The following is a 20474-nucleotide window of genomic DNA, read 5'->3' on the forward strand; positions in this document are numbered from 1 at the left end:
TTGTCTATAAAACATTTACAATGGATTTTAAGATTTTTTCAGACTTCAAACCCATGGGCGACCAGCCTAATGCTATAAAAGAATTATCAGACGGATTAAATAACGGTGAACCATCACAGGTTTTACTAGGTGCTACTGGTTCTGGTAAAACATTTTCTATTGCCAATGTTATAGCTGATACTCAAAGACCAACTTTAGTTTTAAGCCATAACAAGACGCTTGCCGCTCAATTATATGGAGAATTCAAACAGTTCTTCCCCGAAAATGCTGTAGAGTATTTTATATCATACTACGATTATTATCAGCCAGAAGCATACATGGCCAACTCTGATACTTATATCGAGAAAGATTTGGCAATTAATGAAGAAATTGAAAAACTGAGGCTAGCTACTACTTCTGCCCTTCTTTCTGGTAGAAGAGATGTGATAGTAGTCGCATCGGTTTCGTGTATTTATGGTATTGGTAATCCAGATGAGTTTGGAAAAAATGTAGTAAGAATAAAGCAAGGTGATGAAGTTCCGAGAAATCAGCTTCTATTTGCTTTAGTAGATATTTTATATAACAGAACTGAAGCTGAATTTAAAAGAGGTAGTTTTAGGGTTAAAGGAGATACGGTAGACATCTTCCCTGCTTATGCCGATTTTGCTTATAGAATTTATTTTTGGGGAGATGAGATTGAAGAAATTCATAGAATTGAGCCAAGTACTGGCAAAAAAATATCTGATGAGAGGGCCATTGCAATTTTCCCTGCAAACTTATTTGTGACTGGCAAAGAAGTTTTACATCAGGCCATTCACGAAATACAAGATGATTTAGTAGCTCAAATAAGCTTATTCGAAAAAGAAAGACGATTTCTAGAAGCAAAAAGGCTTAAAGAAAGAACAGAGTTCGATCTGGAAATGATTAGAGAATTGGGTTACTGTTCTGGAGTTGAGAACTATTCTAGGTACTTCGATAGAAGAACTCCCGGACAAAGACCTTTCTGTTTGCTCGATTATTTCCCAGATGATTACTTAATGGTAATAGATGAAAGCCATGTAACTGTACCTCAAGTAAGAGCTATGTGGGGTGGCGATAGAGCAAGAAAGGTTTCATTAGTAGATTATGGTTTTAGGCTACCTTCTGCACTAGATAATAGACCACTTACCTTCAATGAGTTTGAAGACAAAATGAATCAGGTGATTTATGTAAGTGCCACACCAGCAGAGTATGAACTTAGAAAATCTGAAGGAATTATCGCTGAGCAAATTATTAGACCTACAGGTTTGCTAGATCCTGAAATTACAGTTAAACCTAGTGTAAATCAGATCGATGATCTTTTAGAAGAAATTGATAAAACCATTAAAGCTGGTGATAGAATTTTGGTAACCACTCTTACTAAAAGAATGGCTGAAGAACTATCAAAATATCTTGATAAAATTAGAATAAAAGCCAGATACATTCACTCCGAAGTGAAAACACTTGATCGAGTTGAAATATTGAGAGAGTTAAGGTTGGGAGTTTTTGATGTACTTGTGGGAGTTAACTTACTTAGAGAAGGTTTAGATTTACCAGAAGTTGCTTTGGTAGCAATTATGGATGCAGATAAAGAAGGTTTTTTAAGAAACGAAAGATCATTGATACAAACGATTGGTCGTGCTGCGAGAAATGTAAATGGCAGGGTAATTATGTATGCCGATAAAATAACGGACTCTATGCAGAGAGCAATGGAAGAAACAGACCGTAGAAGATCGAAACAAATCGCATATAATAAAGCCAATAACATAAGTCCGAAAACGGTTATTAAAACCAAAGATTCAATCCTTAATCAAACAAAAGTTGCAGATTCTAAAAAGACAGTTAAAAACTATCAAGTAGAAAAAGAAGAACCGTTATTAGCAGCAGAATCAAGTGTTGAATACCTCAAAACCGATGATATTGAAAAACTCATTCAGCAAACCAAGAAGAAAATGGAAAAAGCAGCTAAAGAACTTGATTTTATTGAAGCTGCCAGACTAAGAGATGAAATGTTTGAGTTACAAAAACTTAAAGACGAAAAAGAATCCTGATTTTTTATTTTCACATGCAGTTTATCAATTTTTTAAAATATAAAAGAAGCCTTTACAGCAAATCAAACTTGGCTTTAATTGCGACTATTTTTCTTATTCAAGCTTGTAGTTATTCAATCAAACAGGAAGATTACCTACTTCCCTTGCCAGATGATAAAAACATGAATCTCGATGGCAGGATTGATTATCTCACAAACTTGATAAATGATGATGATAAAGCCGAATTTAGATATGAAAGAGCTAAATTATATCTGAAAGCAGATAGAAATCCTGCTGCATTAAGAGATATAAATCGCGCTATTTCTTTAAATACAAAGAATGTAAAATACTATGTTGTTAAAGCCAAAGCCGATTTAAGTGAGAGTAATTACAAAGAAGCTTTAGAAGCAGCCCAACATGCAGAAAAAAATGGCATATCTTCTCCCGAATTAAGTGTTTTATTAGGAGAGCTTTTTTATCAAGATGGAAATCAAATAAGTGCTTTAAGATATCTACAGGAAGCATTAGTAAACCTGCCTAATAACTTTGATGCAATTTATTTGAGTGGGAAAATATATGCAGAGCAAAAAGATACAGCAGCGGCTTTCAACTATTTAGAAAAAGCAATTAAAATTGATACTACTGCAAAAGACCCTTATATCACTTATATGTCTTTATTAAATGATTATAAGATGTATAAGCAATCTGCAAGCATTGGAAATAAGTATCTACAAGCTATAAAACCCGATGCTGCATTTTCTTACTATTATGCTGAAACATTGGAAAATAACCGCCAAGCTGACTCATCATTAGTTTGGTACGAAAAATCTTTTACAGAACAAAACCATTGGAAACCAGGAATTAAATTGGCCAGAGCCAGATTAAAAGATGGAGATTATAGAGAGGCAATGAGGCTATATAAAATCTGTTTATCGCAAAACCCATCAATTGAAAATGGTTTTTATGAGCTTGGTTACATTAACGAATACCTTTTAGGGGATTTAAATGAAGCATTAAAAGCATATCAATCAGGTGAAGTATCTGACACAACAAGTACCAGATATCCATTCTATGTTAAAAGAGTTCAAAGAAAAATTGAATTCAAAAACTTTCAGGAATCTTTTTAAAAGAACATTCCTTAACCCGTAAATAATGGAATGATCAAAATCAGGTTGCATTTGTACAGATACTTCCTGTAATTTTGCAGATCATTTATAGAGGAGGGAAAAATGATAGTACATATATGTAGAAAAGAGCATTTTAATGCTGCTCATAAATTATACAATCCGAACTGGAGTAGAGAAAGAAACGAAGAGGTTTTTGGACCTTGTGCCAATGAAAACTGGCATGGACACAACTTTGAATTGATTGTAACAGTAAAAGGTAAGCCCGATCCAGAAACAGGATTCGTAGTTGATCTTAAAGTTCTAGGTAAGATTATTAAAGAAAACATCATATCTAAAGTTGATCATAAAAACCTGAATTTAGATGTGGATTTCATGAAAGGCAAACTTACTAGCTGCGAGAATTTAGTGTTAGAATTCTGGAAAATACTTGAATTCCAGTTATCTAAAGTTTCTGATACAGCCAAATTACATTGTTTGGAATTAATTGAGACAAATAAAAATTCTGTAAAATACTACGGAGAATAAGAAGGCAACCATCATTAATAAATTTACCAGCTAAAAGCTGAACTATAAATGAAATATTATCTGATAGCTGGTGAAAAGTCCGGCGACTTACATGCTTCCAATTTAATTAAGTCACTAAAAAAAAGAGATGCAAATGCAGAATTTAGGGGTTGGGGCGGTGACGAAATGGAAGCTGCTGGTTTAACGCTTGTAAAACATTATAAAGAAACTGCTTTTATGGGATTTTTAGAGGTTTTTTTAAATCTCCATAAAATCTCAGGTTTCATTAAATCATGCAAAAAAGATATTACTTCATGGAAACCTGATGTAATTATACTTGTAGATTACGCTGGGTTTAATCTTAGAATAGCCAAATTTGCTAAAACTGCTGGTTTTAAAGTTTACTACTATATTTCTCCAAAGCTTTGGGCATGGGGTCAAAAAAGAGCACTAAAGATAAAGAAATATGTAGATCGAATGTTTGCAATTATGCACTTCGAAAAAGCTTTTTATGCAAAGTTTGACTACCACCATGTAGATTATGTAGGAAACCCAGTTTTGGATGCAGTAAGCAACTTCTCTCCTGCTCCCAATTTTTTAATTGATCATAAATTAGAAAATAAGCGGATTATAGCGATTCTTCCAGGTAGCAGAAAACAAGAAGTCATAAACATCTTACATAAAACCATATCGCTTAAAAAAGCATTTCCAGAGCATCAATTTGTAATAGCAGGAGTTTCGCAATTACCAAAAGAATTATACTCAATTGCAAAGGAGAATGAAATTCCGGTATTGTTTGATCAAACTTACGATCTTTTATCTCATGCCGAGGCTGCAATTGTAACGTCTGGTACTGCAACTTTAGAAACAGCAATGTTCTATGTACCAGAAGTTGTGGTGTATCAAACCAGTACAATTACTTATAACATTGCCAAAATAATTATTAAAGTAAAATACATTTCATTGGTAAATCTCTTAGCAGATAAGGAAGTTGTAAAAGAGCTAATTCAAAATGATTTTAATGAGGAAAATCTGATTAAAGAATTAACCAAAGTAATTGAAAATAAAGATCAGATAATTAATGAATATAAATCACTTTATAAAAAATTAAAAACTGAAAGTGTTTCTGAAACTGCAGCTGAATTGATGACGAAATATTTACATTAGAAGAAAAAATATATTTTTTTCAGGTTTCCTTTGGTATATATCATTTCATTAATATATTTGCACCTCCAAAAACAAACGCTCCGTTCGTCTAGGGGTTAGGACGCCAGGTTTTCATCCTGGTAACAGGGGTTCGATTCCCCTACGGAGTACTACTTTTTTGGATGTGTTTATGTAAATAAACGCTCCGTTCGTCTAGGGGTTAGGACGCCAGGTTTTCATCCTGGTAACAGGGGTTCGATTCCCCTACGGAGTACTACTTTTTTAAAGGTGTGTTTATATAAAAAAATGCTCCGTTCGTCTAGGGGTTAGGACGCCAGGTTTTCATCCTGGTAACAGGGGTTCGATTCCCCTACGGAGTACGAGTAAGGGAAGCAATTGCTTCCCTTTTTTATTTGTATTCTATCAAAAAAAGCCTTCTAAATATTAATATTTAGAAGGCTTTTTTAATTTAGATTAAATACTTATTCTTTTATAAGACCCATTAAATAGGTTCCGTAACCGCTTTTAACTAATGGCTTAGCTAATATCTCTAGCTGTTCTGCGCCAATATATCCCATTAAGAAAGCTATTTCTTCAGGTGATCCTATTTTAAGTCCCTGACGCTCTTCTATTACTTGAACAAATTGAGCTGCTTGCATTAATGAGTTAAATGTTCCTGTATCTAACCATGCAGTACCTTTATCCATTATACCAACTTTTAACTTGCCTGCTTTAAGATAGTGACTGTTAACATCAGTAATTTCATACTCACCTCTCGCAGACGGTTTAATAGATTTAGCAATCTCTACTACATCATTATCATAAAAATACAAACCAGGCACAGCATAATTGGACTTTGGATGCTGGGGTTTCTCCTCAATACTTATTGCAGTTTTAGATTTATCGAATTCAACCACTCCATATCTATGCGGATCAGATACATGATAAGCGAATACAATCCCTCCATCAGGATCAATATTATCTTGTAAAGTTTCTTGTAATCCGGTACCATAAAAAATATTATCACCAAGAATTAGAGCAACTTTATCATTACCTACAAACTCTTCTCCTATTACAAATGCTTGAGCTAAACCATTTGGCTCTGCTTGAACAGCATATGAAAAATTACAACCAAGTTGACTGCCATCTTTTAATAAATCTTTAAAAAGAGGCATATCTTTCGGAGTAGAAATAATTAAAATATCCTTAATGCCAGCCATCATCAAAGTTGATAATGGATAGTAGATCATAGGCTTATCGTAAACAGGCATTAATTGTTTACTAACAGAATAAGTAAGTGGATGTAATCTTGTACCTGAACCTCCGGCTAATATAATACCTTTCATAAAAAAATTTAATTTTAGTCAGCTATGGTAAAAATGAAAATTTTTGGCTAAAATCCCTTAATTCTGTGATTAAATCTTTGCTATCAAACTTAACTTTATTTCCTATACTAGGATCTCTTGCCGCACTTAAACTTCTAAGTTTCACATCTTTTAGTGTATGTAATGTATCAATTGTTGGATAAATATTTTTTATCTCATTTACTATTTCATTGATGCTGAAATTTTTATCAAATAAATTATAAGTACCTGATGCTATGTCTTTTTTTAAAGCATGCACTAAACAACTTACAATTTTATCTATATGAATAAATGGCCGAGTCTGTTCTCCTCCTCCTTCAATTTGAATAAAATTTTGGAAATGAGCACCAAACATAAACTTATTAATGACCGCATCAAAACGCATACTTCTACTATAGCCGTAAACATTGCCACACCTTAAAATAAGCATGTTGGTTTTGCTAAAAAGTCGCTCTAGCATTTTCTCACCGTTTAGCTTAGATATACCATAATATGTACCCGGTCTTGGTGCAGTACTTATATCTACAGGTTCTTCGCTTGAACCATAAACAGACATCGAGCTTAAGTAAATAACTTTCTTAACTGGATTACTTTCTATAGCATAACTCAACTCTGCAGTTCCCCAGTGATTTACTTGTTCAAATACATGTGGGTCTTCATTAGCAAATGGAGTAGTAACTTTTGCTGCTAAATGGAAAATAACATCAGCCTCCTCAACAGCTTTATTTAATTTATAAGAATCTAGAATATCAGCAGACTCAAACCTGATTTTGCTATCAGGGAGATGCTGCTCCATTAAAAAGATATTATAGTTTTTTCTTGATAGATTGTCGTAAATTACAATCTTATCTACCTCTTCTAAAAGTGAAAGTTGGTGGGTTAATTCAGTACCTATGTATCCTGCCCCTCCTGTTATTAAAATATTCATAAATTAATTCGCACTGAACTGTTCAAAATTTATTTCTTCACGAGTTTGGTATGCAAACCACACTCGGTTTTATTCATACCCTTCCATCTGCCATCTCTATTATCTAGCAAAGCATTAGGATCAATTTTATGAGTACATGGTTGGCAACCGATACTCAAATACCCCTGCCCTTCAAGCGGATGTCTTGGTAACTCAAAAATCCTAATGTAATCGTGAACCATTTTAGTGTTCCAATCTAGCATAGGATGATAGCGAGTTACTCCCATTGGAGCTTGCTCTTCTTTATTGAAAGAAGCCCTTACAGAACTTTGTGCTCCTCTTACTCCATTTATCCAAACATCAAAACTTGCTAGAATTGGATCTAAAGGAGCAATCTTATTTATATGGCAACACCTATCTGGATTAGATGAGTACATAAGTCTCCCATCCTGATCTTTTTGCTGATACTTAGGTATTGATGATGATATACTTACAATGTTCAAATTTAACTTCTCCGCTAGCTCATCTCTAAATTTTAATGTTTCTGCAAAATGATATCCTGTATTTAAAAAGTATACAGGCGTATCTGGCGCCAAAACACTTATTATATGAAGCAATGGAACACTGTTAGTTTGAAATGAGGACGTTGAAAAAAGCTTTTTATCAGCCTTTTTATATGATTCTAAGTCTGCTTGAATCATCTCTAATTTTTCCTCAAAAAGTTTAATTAATTCTTCTTTGGATGCAAACACAACTAAAAAAATTTATATTTTGATTCCAATTTTTGTAGTATTGTCAAGTAATTGATCGAGTATTGATTCTTCAAGAAGCAAACTTCAAATTATTGAAGTGCTTTACGCAAACATAAGTTACAAGAAGAAGAGCTACAAAAGCAGTTAGTTACAACTAACTTACCTCTTTTATGAAAATACTTCAATCAAATAACAGTGAATTTGAAAAATTAATAAACATTTAACAAATCTAATATTATGGCAGGAGGCTCATATTCATCGAGTAGCAACACTGTTGTTAACGATGTACCAGGACAACAAACAAATTACACAAGAGCTCTAATCGTTCTAACTTTACTTTTCTTTTTATGGGGATTTTTAACATGTATGAATGACATCCTCATACCTTATCTTAAGAATGTATTCCAGTTAAATTTCTTTCAAGCAATGCTGGTACAATTTGCATTCTTTTTAGCTTACTTTATTGGTTCTTTAATATATTTCATCATATCAGCCTCATCTGGTGATCCGATTTCTAAAATTGGATATAAAAATGGAATTATAGCCGGATTAATTATTTCAGGTATTTCTTGTGCCTTATTTTACCCAGCAGCAGAATTTAAAGTATATGGTTTCTTTTTAGGAGCTCTTTTCTTTTTAGGTATTGGTTTTACCATACTACAAATTGCAGCAAATCCTTATGTATCTATATTAGGAAGTGAAGATACTGCATCCAGTAGACTAAATTTATCTCAAGGATTTAACTCTTTTGGTACTACCATCGCTCCACTTATTGGTGGATATTTAGTTTTCCAATATTTTGCAGTGGATGGTGAAGTTACTGAAGACTCTGTGAAAATTCCTTATCTAATTTTCTCTTCAGTATTCTTCTTTGCAGCAGTATTAATTAAAATGACAAACTTGCCAACCTTTAGCTCTGAAGAGAATATTGAAAGTGGCGCAGGCGCATTAAAGTACCCTCACTTGTTATTAGGGATGTTTGCCATTTTCTTTTATGTAGGTGGAGAAGTTGCTATTGGAAGTTCATTAATTAACTTTTTTGAACTAGAAAATATTCTTGGCTTAGAACCCACAAAAGCAGATGTATTCTTATCGTTTTATTGGGGAGGCTCTATGATAGGTAGATTTCTAGGATCTATCTCATTAAGTAAATCTGCTATGGGACCTAAAAAATTCGGTTTAATGGTACTTGTTGCTATTGCTGCATTCTTAGTTATTTATGGCGGCGCATACATTAAATACAGTCAAAGTGGAGAAACACTCTCATTTATGGAAGTTGCTCCTTTCCTTTTAATTATGGCTGTTAACCTTGTTGCCTTTTTAGCAGGTAAATCAATAGCAAGCCGAACTTTAGCCATTTTTGCATTTATCAATATTATTTTATTGGCAATTACCTTATTATCTGGAGGAGCTTTGGCATTCTGGGCAGTAATTGGTATTGGCTTATTCAACTCTATTATGTGGTCTAATATATTCACATTGGCCATTGAAGGATTAGGAAAATATAAAAGCCAAGGCTCATCATTATTAGTTATGGCAATTTTAGGTGGTGCTCTAATTCCACCAATACAAGGTGCTATTGCAGACTCTGTAGGACTACAACTTTCTTTCTTTGTTCCAGTAATTTGCTACATTTACCTAGCTTATTATGGTCTTGCAGGTTACAAGGCAGGAAAATCAAACTAATTACTAAACAAATAATAAAATGCAAAAAAGAAGGACTTTCATTAAAAATGCTGTATTAGGCAGTGCAGCATTAACTACCGCATTTGGTTGTGAAAACGCGAAAAAGGAAGAAGAAAAAGTAATTGCTCAAAAACCAATTGTAATTTCTACTTGGAAATTTGGAGTTCAAGCAAATGCTGAAGCATGGAAAATCCTTTCAGCCAACGGAAGAGCATTAGATGCTGTAGAAGTTGGTGCAATGGTTCCTGAATCTGACCCTACAGAAAGTAGTGTAGGTTTTGGTGGATTACCAGACAGAGAAGGAAAAGTAACTTTAGATGCTTGTATTATGGATGAAAAAGGCAATTGTGGTTCTGTTGCTTTTTTACAACATATTAAAAACCCAATACAAGTTGCTAGAAAAGTGATGGAAGATACACCACACGTAATGCTTGCAGGTGAAGGTGCTTTACAATTTGCTTTAGAATCTGGTTTTAAAAAAGAAAACCTACTTACTCCAAATGCAGAAAAAGCTTGGAAAGAATGGTTAGAGAAATCAGAATATAAACCTGTAATTAATATAGAAAACCACGACACTATTGGAATTCTGGCTCTAGATGAGGCAGGAAACCTTTCAGGTGCATGTACCACTAGTGGCATGGCATACAAAATGCATGGCCGTGTTGGTGACTCACCAATTATTGGAGCTGGCCTTTATGTAGACAATGAAGTAGGTGGTGCTTGTGCAACTGGTGTTGGAGAGGCAGTAATTAGAGCAGCAGGTAGTGCAATGGTAGTTGAGCAAATGAGAAATGGAAAATCTCCAGAAGAAGCTTGTAAAATTATTGTTGAACGTATCGCTCGCTTATATCCTAGTTTAGAGAATATGCAAGTAGGATTCTTAGCATTAAATAAAAATGGAGAGTATGGTGCTTACTGTATCCATCCAGGTTTTAATTATGCTGTTAAATCTGAAAAGCAAGACGATCTGATTGATGGGAAACATATTGTATAAAAAGATCAAAATGTAGATAAATAAAAAAGGCTTCGTAAAGAAGCCTTTTTTATGCACTAATAAAATATATTATCTTGGATATAACTTCTCTCTGATGGCCATAGATCTTTCAGCCATCTCTCCAGTTTCATCTTCCTCATAAGGAGCTTTTAATTGCATAGGAGTTGGATCACTCTTATCACCATAAATCCTTTTACTATCTTCATTTACTGGAAATAATTTAGCTTTATTATGGGGTCCAAAGCAAGATGATAAGCTTAATAAGCAAGTAATTACTACTAATATCCCTGATATTTTCTTTTTCATTATAATTAGAATATTTAATGCATTAAAATAATGACCAAAATTAAAACAAAATCTTTGTAAAAAAAGAAAGACCTTATAAAAGGTCTTCCTATTAAACGATATATCAAAAATATCTTATTTAGCAGCTGCGAACTTTTCAGATACAGAACTCCAGTCTACAATATTCCAGAAAGCACCGATATAATCTGGTCTTTTGTTTTGGTAGTTTAAGTAATAAGCATGTTCCCAAACATCAAGACCTAAAATTGGAGTTCCTTTAACTTCAGCTACATCCATTAATGGATTATCTTGATTAGGTGTAGAGCATACTTTAAGTGTACCACCAGCTACAACTAACCAAGCCCAACCAGAACCAAATCTAGTAGCAGCTGCATTAGCAAACTCTTCTTTAAATTTATCAAAAGAACCAAAAGCGCTGTCAATTGCAGTAGCAAGGTCGCCTGTTGGTGCTCCTCCTCCATTAGCAGAAAGTATTGTCCAGAAAAGACTATGGTTAAAGTGTCCACCACCGTTATTTCTTACAGCAGTATTGCTACCAGCTACACTCATTAACTCTTCTAAAGATTTAGATTCGAGCTCAGATCCTTCTATTGCTGCGTTTAATTTTGCTACATACCCTCCATGGTGCTTAGAATGGTGAATTTCCATAGTTTTAGCATCAAAACTTGGTTCTAAAGCATCATACGCATAGGGTAATTCAGGTAATTTGAAAGCCATTGGTTTATTATTTAATTTATGTCTAAAAAATTGATGTTTAATTATTATATATAATCGATTAGATTCTTCATTGTTCGAGAAAATCTAAATTACTCATATATCCTCAAATATATGTGCATCTTACTAAACTATTACAGACCTTACTTAAAATCTTTATTAAATTTCTTTTAGTATAGCAATTCTCATTACATCAGTTTAAAAAAAATAAAAAACTTCATTTTTTTACATTTTCTAGCCCTTTTTATACATAAGTTAATTTTTTCTTTAAAATCTGTTTACACTAAAAAAACGACCTAATATATTTTTAATTAATTCTTTAGATAAAATTTCGGTATATTATTTTACATTTCATTAAAATACATAATATTTATTCTTATAGCTTTTGCGTTAGCTATTAATATTCCATACAATTGCCAATCTATATTACATTGTAAGTTTAAAGGCCTATCTTAAAAAATTTTCGAAAAATTTCTACCTACCTTAGCAATAGGCTAAATCACACACCGTTAATAAACTGTAAATACGCTATGAGAAAGTACAAGATTGGAGACAGTGAACTGATCTCACAATACAAAAAAGGAAACGATAAAGCTTTTGAAGTACTAATCGATAGACACAAGAATAAAATTTACACAACTATTTTATTAATTGTCAAAGATTCCGAAATTGCTGAAGACCTCTTACAAGAGACTTTCATCAAAGCGATCAAAACTATTCAGTCAGGAAGATACAATGAAGAAGGTAAATTTTTGCCCTGGATATCAAGAATAGCACATAACATGGCTATCGATTATTTCAGGAAAAAGAAGAGAAACCCAACCATTGTAATGGAAGATGGTAGTAATGTGTTTAACACGCTTGCATTTGCAGAAGATTCTTTTGAATCGAACCAAATAAAATCTGAAACACATGCCCGTCTTAGGGAACTGATTCAAAATCTACCTGACAACCAAAGAGAAGTACTCATGATGCGACATTATATGCAATTGAGTTTTCAGGAAATAGCTGAATTTACAGGTGTTAGCATAAACACAGCTCTTGGTAGGATGAGATACGCTTTGATCAATTTGCGGAAGCAAATGAATCAAATTGAAAAGAACTATGAAAAAAAGAATCAATCAAGATGACCTGTTGAAGTATTTATACAATGAAGTAAATGATCAACAGAAAAAAGAAGTAGAAAATGCTTTAGCCCAAAACCCTGAGTTAGAAGAGCAATTTTTCGATTTTTTAGACATGAAAAAACAGTTGGATGATGTTTCGAAGCAAAACTCTCCATCTCAAAAAAGTATAAATAATATCTTAAAGTTCTCAAAGAGCTTTGGAAAGGATAAATTGAAGAAATAAAAAAAGCCAGTTATCACTGGCTTTTTTTCTATACTTTTTCCTAAAGTTTTAAGAGTTATTTTTATACTTTCTCATCAATTTATTTGAGAATATAAACTTCTGTAAAATCTCAGATTCTGCATGTACTACATCGTCGTTGGTTCCATCCCATACTTTCTTACCTTCACTCATAAATAAGATATACTCTCCTATTTCCATCATAGAGTTCATATCATGAGAAACAATTACAGTAGTAAGATTATATTCATGAGTGATTTCTTGAATTAGATTATCAATCACAATTGAGGTATTGGGATCTAATCCAGAGTTTGGTTCATCACAAAAGAGATATTGAGAATTCATTACAATTGCTCTTGCAATACCTACCCTTTTCATCATACCTCCACTTATTTCAGATGGCATTTTGTTTTCAGAACCTGAAAGCCCTACTCTATCTAAGCAAAATCTCACACGTTCTTCCTTTTCTGCTTTATCCATTGTAGAAAGCATATCTAAAGGAAACTGCACATTTTGTGCAACTGTGAGAGAATCAAAAAGCGCACTTCCTTGAAACAACATACCTATCTCTCTCCTTATCGATTTTTGCTCTTCTCTATTCGAATTGTAAAAATCACGTCCATTGAAAAGAACATTCCCTTCGTCTGGAGGAACTAAGCCAACAATTGTTTTCAATAATACACTTTTACCTGTACCACTTGCTCCAATAATCATATTGGTTTTGCCTTGCTCAAAAACTGCAGTTATACCATGTAATACTTTTTTATCACCGAATGTCTTCTGGATATTATTGATTTCAATCATTTATTTTCTTCTAGGAATTTTGGTAATTGAATACTTTTTTGACGAATAATATTTGGATTAAACAAGAAATTGAGCCAAAAAGAAATCGGCTATAAGTACTGCAATACAGCTATTAGTAACAGCTTTTGTACTGGCACGTCCAACTTCTAATGCTCCACCATCAGTAAAGTATCCTTTGTATGCAGAAATTGATACTATTAAAAAACTAAAAACAAATGCTTTTACAATTGAAAACGTGACACTAAACTGCATAAAATCAGACCTGATTCCATAAATATATTCATCAGGAGTAATTACTCCACCTAAAACTCCAGCGATATATCCACCTAAAATAGCAAGAAAACCTGCTAAAATTACTAGTATCGGATACATAAACATGCCTGCCATTATCTTAGGTAAAACCAGATAAGATGCTGAATTTATACCCATTACTTCAAGGGCATCGACCTGCTCGGTAATTTTCATAGTGCCAATAGTACTGGCAATATTAGAACCTACTTTACCTGCAAATACAATTGCAGTAAAAGTTGGAGCGACTTCGAGCAAAGTCATGTCTCTTACAACAAGGCTGATTACATATTTTGGAATAATGGGACTTACCAGGTTAAATGCAGTTTGTAGACACATTACAGCACCAATAAATACTGATACCAGAACTACAATAGTAAGTGAGTCGATTCCTATTAGAATGCATTCTTCAAAAAATAGTTTTCTATAAACTCGGAAGGGCTCTCGATTTGATACCAGTCTTCCTAAAAACATCATGTACTTTCCTAAACTCTTCATTTAGTATCTTGGTCAAAAAAAATGTTTACTTTGCCAGTTGATTACTACATCTTATATATTTAAGCGTATCACAAATATAATTAAAGCTTTGATATAGCATCATTAACGATAATAAAACATAGAAACATGCTAGTTGTTACAGGTGGAACCAAAGGAATTGGAAAAGCAATCATTAAAATCTTTGCAAAAAACGGTCATGATATAGCCACATGCTCCCGCAAAACAAAAGAACTTGTCGAATTAAAAGAGGAAATTGAAGGTGAATTTAATGTTAAAGTTTATGTTCAGTCAGCAGATTTATCAGTTACAGAAGATGTAAATTCTTTTATCGGCTTTATAAAAAGAATTGGAAGCCCTGTGAAAGTACTAGTAAATAATGCTGGTGTTTTTATTCCAGGTTCTATTCATAATGAAGAAGAAGGCAGCTTAAGAAAAATGATTGAAACAAACTTGTATAGTGCTTATGATATTACAAGAGGTTTAATAAATGGAATGATAGAACAGAAACAAGGACACATTTTTAATATCTGTTCAATTGCCAGTATTACAGCTTATGCCAATGGTGGTTCTTATGCTATTTCTAAACATGCGATGTATGGCTTCTCCAAATGCCTACGCGAAGAAATGAAAGAATATGGTGTAAAAGTAACTGCTGTTTTACCAGGAGCCACTTTTACAGCAAGTTGGGAAGGAGCCGGCCTACCAGAAGACAGATTTTCTAAAGCTGAAGACATTGCAGAAATGATCCATACTGCTTACAAAATATCACCAAATTCTAATGTTGAGGATATTATTATCAGGCCACAATTGGGTGATATCTAGTTGACTCTAGATACAATTATTCCGTTTTGGATTTTATTTTTCGCAATCATATCTGCCAGTGGTTTGTCCGAAATAACCACACTCATTGTACTAGTAGAAGCATGAAGTAAATACAATCGGTTATTTTGCTTGTAGGCAAATCCAACGTGAACAATATCAAGACCTTTTAAATTAGTGGTGATGGCAATGAGGTCACCACTATTTACATTTTCTTCTATCGATTGAATTTTATCTTGAGGAATAAAGTAAATATTTTGAGGAGAAATTTCTGATTCAATCTCTCTCATTTTCGCCACATTATCATCTGAAGACTTAAGTTGAGGATAACTATCTCTGTGAGAAGACATAAAATTGAGCTCTTTATTCATTGGTTGTCCACCGAGATCTTTGCTTATTACAGTAAATAAATCCTTCTTTTCGTTGTTTTGTAACCACTCAGAAAAATAATGTAATCTCGAAGGATAACCATCTATCTCACCGTCACGGTATCTTACAATTTGTAGTTTATCAGTAAACTCTTCAAAACTTTTCTGGTTCTCCTCTAGTAAAAGATTCATTGCCAATACATATTCTAAAAATGTAGTGCAATCTATTCCGATCAGGTTTACAGTTAGTATTTCATCTTCTGGTTTTAGTTCCAAAGTTTGGGCAACATAAGTGGTCTTTAAGAAGCTTTGAGCTATTGCAAGAATTCTGTCGTTGCCCTCAAGTTCATTATATTTCTTCTTATAAAATTCATCAATCTTACTTTCAAAAATATCTTGAGATGCCTTTTCACATATCACAGCATCTTGAGCAAAAATTTTAAAACTTAATAAAAAGCAAACTAAAAATAATTGGTATTTCATAGATCTTTCACAATTCAATTTCAGGAATGAAAGTAATCATTGTTTTTAATCTTATCTACATGAGACCCTGTTTTTCTCATTTTCTCTAGCAAAATGGTAATGTTTCCAAGCAGATCGTCGAGGCGTAGTAAGACCTCTTGAGAACCAGAATTTTGCAAATTTTTAGGCGGGTATTCTATGTGTTTATTTTCTTTCATTTGATTGCTATCTAGTCTGCCAATAGGTTATGAAAGTTAATACATGTTAAACTAAAAGGTAAACTCATACTAAACCTCACATATTTAATAAAAACTCAAAATCGACTCATTTCTTTACATTTTTTATAATAAACCTTTCTTTACTTTAGCAATCACACAACTATAAATACCAGAATAGTACAAAGCTTGCATTTTTAAAAATTGAAAGTTAAAAAATCATATATATCTCATTATAAATACCTTACACTTTTTAAATTGAGTAAAAAGGACTTTGTTTGTAAAACAAAATAACCAAACCTTTATAATAAAGAAATTGTATAATAGATTATATAACAAGCGAGCAAACACAATGCTTCAACTACTTAACTAAACACATGTAAATATGAAATCTTTATTTTTCGTCGACCAAGATCAAACTAAAATTCAGCTCTTACAAAAAACATTTGGAGAAGATTTTACAATCGAAGGTTTTTCTACAGGAACAGCGTGTATTGAGAGAATTAAAGAACTAGAAAAACTAAATGAAGACTTGCCAGAGGTGATAATTATTGATTACGGTTTAACTGACATAAACGGACTGAAACTACAAAAGAAGCTTCAAAAATTACTTGAAGACACAAAAATTATTTTAATGGTATCAAGAGAACACGATGAGGTACTTTTAAAAATTATAAAAGCCGGTATTATGAATTATATCATGAAAGACTATAATTATTTACCGCTTTTAAAATCGATACTTTATTATAGACATTCATCTTATCCTATATAAACAACACACCCAATTCCAATAAAAAAAAGCGCTGTTAAAGGCGCTTTTTTTATTCTGATAATATCCATAGTAAAACAAGTACAACTATTATAGCAATATATGCCAGTTTCTTTTTATCCCTGTACCATAACTCTCTAATTCCATGTTGAGAGTGAAATTTATGATACTCAGTCTGAAACTTATTATAGTTTTTATACTTTCTTATTTTTTCTTTTGGTGGATCAGGTCTGTCTATTTCTACTCTGATTTTTGTCATTAGTATTTTTTATTAATTGCTATCCATAGAATAAAGCTTTTTTTTCATTTTTTCTATAATTCTATAGGTTTTTATTTTGGCATTTACTTCTGTTAGTCCTAAAAGATAGGCGATTTCTTTAAAGGAACGTCCTTCAAAAAAGCGCAACTCTAAAAAAACAACCTCATCTGCATTTAAGTTTTCCAATAGATTAATCAATAACCTTCTTTGTTTTTCTTTTTCAGCTATTCCAATTTCGATTTCATCTACCAACAACTCCAAATGATTCTGGCTTAAGCTAACTAAACGCTCTTTATTCTTCTCAGTTCTAAAATACAGATTTACCTCATTTAAAGCTATTTTAAACAACCAAGAAGAAAATGGTAAGCCCTGAAAGCGATATCTTGGTAAGTTATTCAAACATTTATAAAATACATTAGAACACAAATCAGCGGTTACGTCTTCGTCTCCAATTCTGCGATTTATATAGATAAAAATACTATCAAAATATCGCTCATAAATCACAGCAAAGTGGTCGGTATTTTTTTGGGACCTTCTTACCAATATCAATTCCTCTTTTATTTCTTCAGAAGTTTTGTGGTAAGTATTTGATGATGAAAGCCAGTATTTTCCAACTGAATCAACAACAGCTTTGATTATGTATAATTGATGATCGTTTTTGTTAATTTTTATATTTTCTAAACATATTGAAAGAGCCCTGAATAATGACAATAATCGAATAATAATCAGGTAATTCATCACTCCCTGTTTTTGGGATAAACTAAGCTGAAAAATTTTTGGATAATACATAGAAAAAGGATTATTCGTATGATAGATGAATTCGAATTGCTAATGTGATAATTTTCTAAACGGTCTCTAACAGTTTTTTTAGTTTATTGGGTAACGGAACACTTTTAATCCAATACTAACGGGTTCAATGTCATCTGTAAAGTTCTTTCTTTTTACTTCATTAATTTGAAATAATATCTGATCGCCCTTTTTGGCTCTACTTTGCCATTGTCTAATATCTACATTTTCACTCTGACTTCGAATTACATCAATAGCTGTATTATTTCTTACCAACATAATTTCCCAATTGGTTACTTTATAGCGTGCATCTAATGGGTTTGTTTCAAGAAAATCTCCATCAGGAATGGCTCTCACATTTACATAAGATGGTAAGCGACCACCTTTTACTTGATCTATTGGTTGCTTGTTATTATAAACCTGTATTTCTGGTTTTGGAATCGGCTTTACCCTAAACTTTTGTACACCCAATAACGCACCCTTATTTTTAACTTTTAACTCAACAGTTTTACCAGTTGGTATAATAGTAATTTTACCTTTACCTGCTTCAGGTTTTATAGTTCCACCAGTAATCTCAAATTGTGGATCATAATGAATACCCAACTCCGGAGCCATTACCTGAATCGTATTTCCTGCATTATAATATAATGATTGAATAGCTGCCGATACAAATTGCAAACTTGGTTTTTGCACTACATATTCTTCCTCTACTTCGAAGGTTTGTAAACCTTGTGGAGTATTGATCGTGATTTCACCTGTCCACTTTTGCAGTGCCTGACCTTTTGTATCGAAATTACTTGAGCTGGCAATAAATTCCAGATCGCCTTTACCGTCTGCTCCAACTTCTATATTCCCAATGGAAGATTTCATTTCTGGCTTTGCTGCCGAAGAAGATGCCACCAACATTACTTTAGCTTTATATGGAGTTCCTGCTGGAATTACTCTTGATTCTGGACTAACAAATGCCTCTACTTGATCGAATGGAATATCCTCTGCCCCCACTTTGTTAGCCAAAATATCTAGAATACTTGTTTCTGCATTTACCACATCATTTTGAAATTGGCTCAATACAGCCAATGCGGCAATCATTGGAGTTTCTTCGAAGTTGATATGCGCAAAGTCTTTATTATTCTGGTCTTCGTCTTTCATAAAACGATCGATCTCCCAAGCATTTAAGGCCACTTGCTTTACCTTTACTGTAGTATCTATGCTATTAATGTAAGCCACATAGTCTTCAAGCATTTGTTGTAACTTGTATGCTTCGCCGTCCTTTTTTTCTTCGTTTCCCAAAGTAAAAGACATTACCTCATCTTCTTCTTCGATATTTTCGTATTGGTTTTCTTCATCGTAACCACCAGAAAGTTCAATAATTTTGGTTCTCATGGTTTTGATTTTTTCTAAAACCAAATCGCTTCTGTTAATTACATCTTGAGCTCTTCTTAATATTTCCTGATCTTCTTCTCGGTTTCCTCTGTCTTTGATGGATTTTCTAATACGTTTGATGGTTTTGATATTATCATCTCTGCTATCGAATGCAGATTTTTGAAGGCTCTCATCAATTAGCACGAATTTGTCAAGTACAGTATTAGTTACTTGCAAGGCCAACATGGCTGTTAGCACGATGTACATCATGCCAATCATTTTTTGTCTGGTAGTTTCTTTTGTAGCTCCTGCCATAATTATGAATTAATCGTTCAAATTGCTTTTTGACTTCATAATACAGCGGTACAGAAAAGGTACATTTTTTTGAGAAAAAATATTAAAAAAGTAAATACTTCAATTTTAAAACATTCAATATCAGTGATTTATAACAAAAAAAATTAAACTTTTTTATAATGAAGCAAACTCCAGCTCACATTTCCAGCTTGTAAACACTCTTTTATCTGTTTTTCTCTAGTAGGCAGTTTTGGGGTTTTACCTGTTTTTACTTCTATAAAAATTACACTGCGCAACTTACCCTCACTCAAACCATCAAAAACTATCAAGTCTATAGGAGAACCCATGAAACGAACATCTTTAGGGTTATATGGAAAATCAGGAAAATATGGGATTAAATGCTCTAGGGATTTCCCTAAAGTAACTGCCTGACTTCCTCTAATGGCTTCTTCCCTAATGGCTGGAACTTCTTCTTGCATCCAAGTTTCAAACATTTTCTCAGCCTCACTTTCTATCTTCTCTTTATTCTGCTTGCCCATTTTAAAAAGTAGCAAAACAATAATGAGCAACAAAACGAAGATAATTACAATTTCCATAAATCGATTCTCTTTGAAACTTTACACCAGATACTATTTAAGAACAATATCTCCAATCAAGCTTCAAAGTAAATAAACAG

22 protein-coding genes and 3 tRNA genes are annotated in these 20474 nt (G+C 33.0%); 13 read left to right on the forward strand and 12 right to left on the reverse strand.

Annotation, left to right across the window (positions count from 1 at the left end):
• Positions 1–20: 20 nt before the first annotated feature.
• From uvrB to OQ292_RS19375, 7 genes are all read left to right on the forward strand, one after another.
• Positions 21–2048 carry an excinuclease ABC subunit UvrB gene (gene uvrB, locus OQ292_RS19345; RefSeq protein WP_284683793.1) on the forward strand — a complete coding sequence of 676 codons (2028 nt, stop codon included), beginning with the start codon at positions 21–23 and terminating at the stop codon, positions 2046–2048.
• A 68-nt stretch (positions 2049–2116) separates the two neighbouring features.
• The gene (locus OQ292_RS19350; RefSeq protein ID WP_284683794.1) at positions 2117–3154 is read left to right on the forward strand and encodes a tetratricopeptide repeat protein; all 1038 of its coding nucleotides are present in this window, start codon (positions 2117–2119) and stop codon (positions 3152–3154) included.
• Between the two features lie 105 nt (positions 3155–3259).
• Positions 3260–3679, forward strand: a complete 420-nt coding sequence (locus tag OQ292_RS19355; protein WP_284686025.1) for a 6-pyruvoyl trahydropterin synthase family protein — start codon at positions 3260–3262, stop codon at positions 3677–3679.
• Between the two features lie 48 nt (positions 3680–3727).
• A complete protein-coding gene (lpxB, locus tag OQ292_RS19360) occupies positions 3728–4825 on the forward strand; it encodes a lipid-A-disaccharide synthase (RefSeq protein WP_284683795.1) in 1098 nt (365 codons plus the stop codon).
• Between the two features lie 77 nt (positions 4826–4902).
• A tRNA-Glu gene (locus OQ292_RS19365) sits at positions 4903–4974 on the forward strand.
• Positions 4975–5006: 32 nt separating this feature from the next.
• Positions 5007–5078, forward strand: a tRNA-Glu gene (locus OQ292_RS19370).
• A 34-nt stretch (positions 5079–5112) separates the two neighbouring features.
• A tRNA-Glu gene (locus OQ292_RS19375) sits at positions 5113–5184 on the forward strand.
• Between the two features lie 102 nt (positions 5185–5286).
• Here OQ292_RS19375 and rfbA read toward each other — a convergent pair.
• The 3 genes from rfbA to OQ292_RS19390 are packed head-to-tail and all read right to left on the reverse strand — an operon-like array spanning position 5287 to position 7827.
• Positions 5287–6150, reverse strand: a complete 864-nt coding sequence (gene rfbA, locus OQ292_RS19380) for a glucose-1-phosphate thymidylyltransferase RfbA (RefSeq protein ID WP_284683796.1) — start codon at positions 6148–6150, stop codon at positions 5287–5289.
• 22 nt (positions 6151–6172) lie between these two features.
• Positions 6173–7096, reverse strand: a complete 924-nt coding sequence (locus OQ292_RS19385) for an NAD-dependent epimerase/dehydratase family protein (RefSeq protein WP_284683797.1) — start codon at positions 7094–7096, stop codon at positions 6173–6175.
• A 29-nt stretch (positions 7097–7125) separates the two neighbouring features.
• Positions 7126–7827 (reverse strand): phosphoadenylyl-sulfate reductase, encoded by a 702-nt coding sequence (locus OQ292_RS19390; RefSeq protein ID WP_284683798.1) that lies wholly within the window; start codon positions 7825–7827, stop codon positions 7126–7128.
• A 237-nt stretch (positions 7828–8064) separates the two neighbouring features.
• Here OQ292_RS19390 and OQ292_RS19395 point away from each other — a divergent pair, with 237 nt between their 5' ends.
• Together OQ292_RS19395 and OQ292_RS19400 are read left to right on the forward strand one after the other, a co-directional pair.
• Positions 8065–9513 (forward strand): sugar MFS transporter, encoded by a 1449-nt coding sequence (locus OQ292_RS19395; RefSeq protein ID WP_284683799.1) that lies wholly within the window; start codon positions 8065–8067, stop codon positions 9511–9513.
• 19 nt (positions 9514–9532) lie between these two features.
• On the forward strand, positions 9533–10507 hold the full coding sequence (locus OQ292_RS19400) for an isoaspartyl peptidase/L-asparaginase family protein (RefSeq protein ID WP_284683800.1): 975 nt from the start codon (positions 9533–9535) through the stop codon (positions 10505–10507).
• A 69-nt stretch (positions 10508–10576) separates the two neighbouring features.
• Here OQ292_RS19400 and OQ292_RS19405 read toward each other — a convergent pair whose 3' ends face one another.
• Together OQ292_RS19405 and OQ292_RS19410 are read right to left on the reverse strand one after the other, a co-directional pair.
• Complete coding sequence (locus OQ292_RS19405) at positions 10577–10813, reverse strand: hypothetical protein (RefSeq protein ID WP_284683801.1); 237 nt, start codon at positions 10811–10813, stop codon at positions 10577–10579.
• Positions 10814–10927: 114 nt separating this feature from the next.
• Positions 10928–11530 (reverse strand): superoxide dismutase, encoded by a 603-nt coding sequence (locus OQ292_RS19410; RefSeq protein WP_284683802.1) that lies wholly within the window; start codon positions 11528–11530, stop codon positions 10928–10930.
• 527 nt (positions 11531–12057) lie between these two features.
• Here OQ292_RS19410 and OQ292_RS19415 point away from each other — a divergent pair.
• Positions 12058–12657, forward strand: coding sequence for an RNA polymerase sigma factor (locus OQ292_RS19415; protein ID WP_284683803.1), 600 nt, complete (start codon positions 12058–12060; stop codon positions 12655–12657).
• Positions 12632–12877 carry an anti-sigma factor gene (locus tag OQ292_RS19420; protein ID WP_284683804.1) on the forward strand — a complete coding sequence of 82 codons (246 nt, stop codon included), beginning with the start codon at positions 12632–12634 and terminating at the stop codon, positions 12875–12877. Before OQ292_RS19415 ends, OQ292_RS19420 begins: the two co-directional genes overlap by 26 nt.
• A 48-nt stretch (positions 12878–12925) precedes the next feature.
• On the opposite strand, the gene OQ292_RS19425 is transcribed toward OQ292_RS19420, so the two are convergent.
• Both OQ292_RS19425 and OQ292_RS19430 read right to left on the reverse strand, forming a co-directional pair.
• Positions 12926–13678 carry an ABC transporter ATP-binding protein gene (locus OQ292_RS19425; RefSeq protein WP_284683805.1) on the reverse strand — a complete coding sequence of 251 codons (753 nt, stop codon included), beginning with the start codon at positions 13676–13678 and terminating at the stop codon, positions 12926–12928.
• A 57-nt stretch (positions 13679–13735) separates the two neighbouring features.
• Entirely contained in the window at positions 13736–14464 is a 729-nt protein-coding gene (locus OQ292_RS19430) for an MlaE family ABC transporter permease (protein WP_284683806.1), read from the reverse strand.
• A 126-nt stretch (positions 14465–14590) separates the two neighbouring features.
• Here OQ292_RS19430 and OQ292_RS19435 point away from each other — a divergent pair, with 126 nt between their 5' ends.
• Positions 14591–15286: an SDR family oxidoreductase gene (locus tag OQ292_RS19435; RefSeq protein ID WP_284683807.1), complete on the forward strand. Its 696-nt coding sequence runs from the start codon at positions 14591–14593 to the stop codon at positions 15284–15286.
• On the opposite strand, the gene OQ292_RS19440 is transcribed toward OQ292_RS19435, so the two are convergent.
• Positions 15283–16134, reverse strand: a complete 852-nt coding sequence (locus OQ292_RS19440; protein ID WP_284683808.1) for an N-acetylmuramoyl-L-alanine amidase-like domain-containing protein — start codon at positions 16132–16134, stop codon at positions 15283–15285. The genes OQ292_RS19435 and OQ292_RS19440 overlap by 4 nt on opposite strands.
• A 579-nt stretch (positions 16135–16713) precedes the next feature.
• Between OQ292_RS19440 and OQ292_RS19445 the strand changes: the two genes are divergently transcribed.
• The gene (locus OQ292_RS19445) at positions 16714–17100 is read left to right on the forward strand and encodes a response regulator (RefSeq protein ID WP_284683809.1); all 387 of its coding nucleotides are present in this window, start codon (positions 16714–16716) and stop codon (positions 17098–17100) included.
• Positions 17101–17149: 49 nt separating this feature from the next.
• Here OQ292_RS19445 and OQ292_RS19450 read toward each other — a convergent pair whose 3' ends face one another.
• The 4 genes from OQ292_RS19450 to OQ292_RS19465 form a co-directional block, all read right to left on the reverse strand.
• A complete protein-coding gene (locus OQ292_RS19450; protein ID WP_284683810.1) occupies positions 17150–17356 on the reverse strand; it encodes a hypothetical protein in 207 nt (68 codons plus the stop codon).
• A 12-nt stretch (positions 17357–17368) separates the two neighbouring features.
• Positions 17369–18094 (reverse strand): sigma-70 family RNA polymerase sigma factor, encoded by a 726-nt coding sequence (locus OQ292_RS19455; protein ID WP_284683811.1) that lies wholly within the window; start codon positions 18092–18094, stop codon positions 17369–17371.
• 129 nt (positions 18095–18223) lie between these two features.
• Positions 18224–19819, reverse strand: coding sequence for a type IX secretion system motor protein PorM/GldM (porM, locus tag OQ292_RS19460; protein ID WP_284683812.1), 1596 nt, complete (start codon positions 19817–19819; stop codon positions 18224–18226).
• 143 nt (positions 19820–19962) lie between these two features.
• The gene (locus tag OQ292_RS19465) at positions 19963–20394 is read right to left on the reverse strand and encodes a Holliday junction resolvase-like protein (RefSeq protein ID WP_284683813.1); all 432 of its coding nucleotides are present in this window, start codon (positions 20392–20394) and stop codon (positions 19963–19965) included.
• Positions 20395–20474: the final 80 nt, after the last annotated feature.

This window comes from Chondrinema litorale (genome assembly GCF_026250525.1).
Taxonomy (GTDB): Bacteria; Bacteroidota; Bacteroidia; order Cytophagales; family Flammeovirgaceae; genus Chondrinema; species Chondrinema litorale.

Bases quoted from the DNA above. Each gene is read 5' to 3' on its own strand.
- lpxB (WP_284683795.1), top strand. From the start codon at position 3,728: ATGAAATATTATCTGATAGCTGGTGAAAAGTCCGGCGACTTACATGCT.
- OQ292_RS19400 (WP_284683800.1), top strand. From the start codon at position 9,533: ATGCAAAAAAGAAGGACTTTCATTAAAAATGCTGTATTAGGCAGTGCA.
- porM (WP_284683812.1), bottom strand. From the start codon at position 19,819: ATGGCAGGAGCTACAAAAGAAACTACCAGACAAAAAATGATTGGCATG.
- OQ292_RS19395 (WP_284683799.1), top strand. From the start codon at position 8,065: ATGGCAGGAGGCTCATATTCATCGAGTAGCAACACTGTTGTTAACGAT.
- OQ292_RS19420 (WP_284683804.1), top strand. From the start codon at position 12,632: ATGAAAAAAAGAATCAATCAAGATGACCTGTTGAAGTATTTATACAAT.
- rfbA (WP_284683796.1), bottom strand. From the start codon at position 6,150: ATGAAAGGTATTATATTAGCCGGAGGTTCAGGTACAAGATTACATCCA.
- OQ292_RS19440 (WP_284683808.1), bottom strand. From the start codon at position 16,134: ATGAAATACCAATTATTTTTAGTTTGCTTTTTATTAAGTTTTAAAATT.
- OQ292_RS19445 (WP_284683809.1), top strand. From the start codon at position 16,714: ATGAAATCTTTATTTTTCGTCGACCAAGATCAAACTAAAATTCAGCTC.
- uvrB (WP_284683793.1), top strand. From the start codon at position 21: ATGGATTTTAAGATTTTTTCAGACTTCAAACCCATGGGCGACCAGCCT.
- OQ292_RS19450 (WP_284683810.1), bottom strand. From the start codon at position 17,356: ATGACAAAAATCAGAGTAGAAATAGACAGACCTGATCCACCAAAAGAA.
- OQ292_RS19435 (WP_284683807.1), top strand. From the start codon at position 14,591: ATGCTAGTTGTTACAGGTGGAACCAAAGGAATTGGAAAAGCAATCATT.
- OQ292_RS19385 (WP_284683797.1), bottom strand. From the start codon at position 7,096: ATGAATATTTTAATAACAGGAGGGGCAGGATACATAGGTACTGAATTA.
- OQ292_RS19410 (WP_284683802.1), bottom strand. From the start codon at position 11,530: ATGGCTTTCAAATTACCTGAATTACCCTATGCGTATGATGCTTTAGAA.
- OQ292_RS19465 (WP_284683813.1), bottom strand. From the start codon at position 20,394: ATGGAAATTGTAATTATCTTCGTTTTGTTGCTCATTATTGTTTTGCTA.
- OQ292_RS19425 (WP_284683805.1), bottom strand. From the start codon at position 13,678: ATGATTGAAATCAATAATATCCAGAAGACATTCGGTGATAAAAAAGTA.
- OQ292_RS19455 (WP_284683811.1), bottom strand. From the start codon at position 18,094: ATGAATTACCTGATTATTATTCGATTATTGTCATTATTCAGGGCTCTT.
- OQ292_RS19405 (WP_284683801.1), bottom strand. From the start codon at position 10,813: ATGAAAAAGAAAATATCAGGGATATTAGTAGTAATTACTTGCTTATTA.
- OQ292_RS19415 (WP_284683803.1), top strand. From the start codon at position 12,058: ATGAGAAAGTACAAGATTGGAGACAGTGAACTGATCTCACAATACAAA.
- OQ292_RS19430 (WP_284683806.1), bottom strand. From the start codon at position 14,464: ATGAAGAGTTTAGGAAAGTACATGATGTTTTTAGGAAGACTGGTATCA.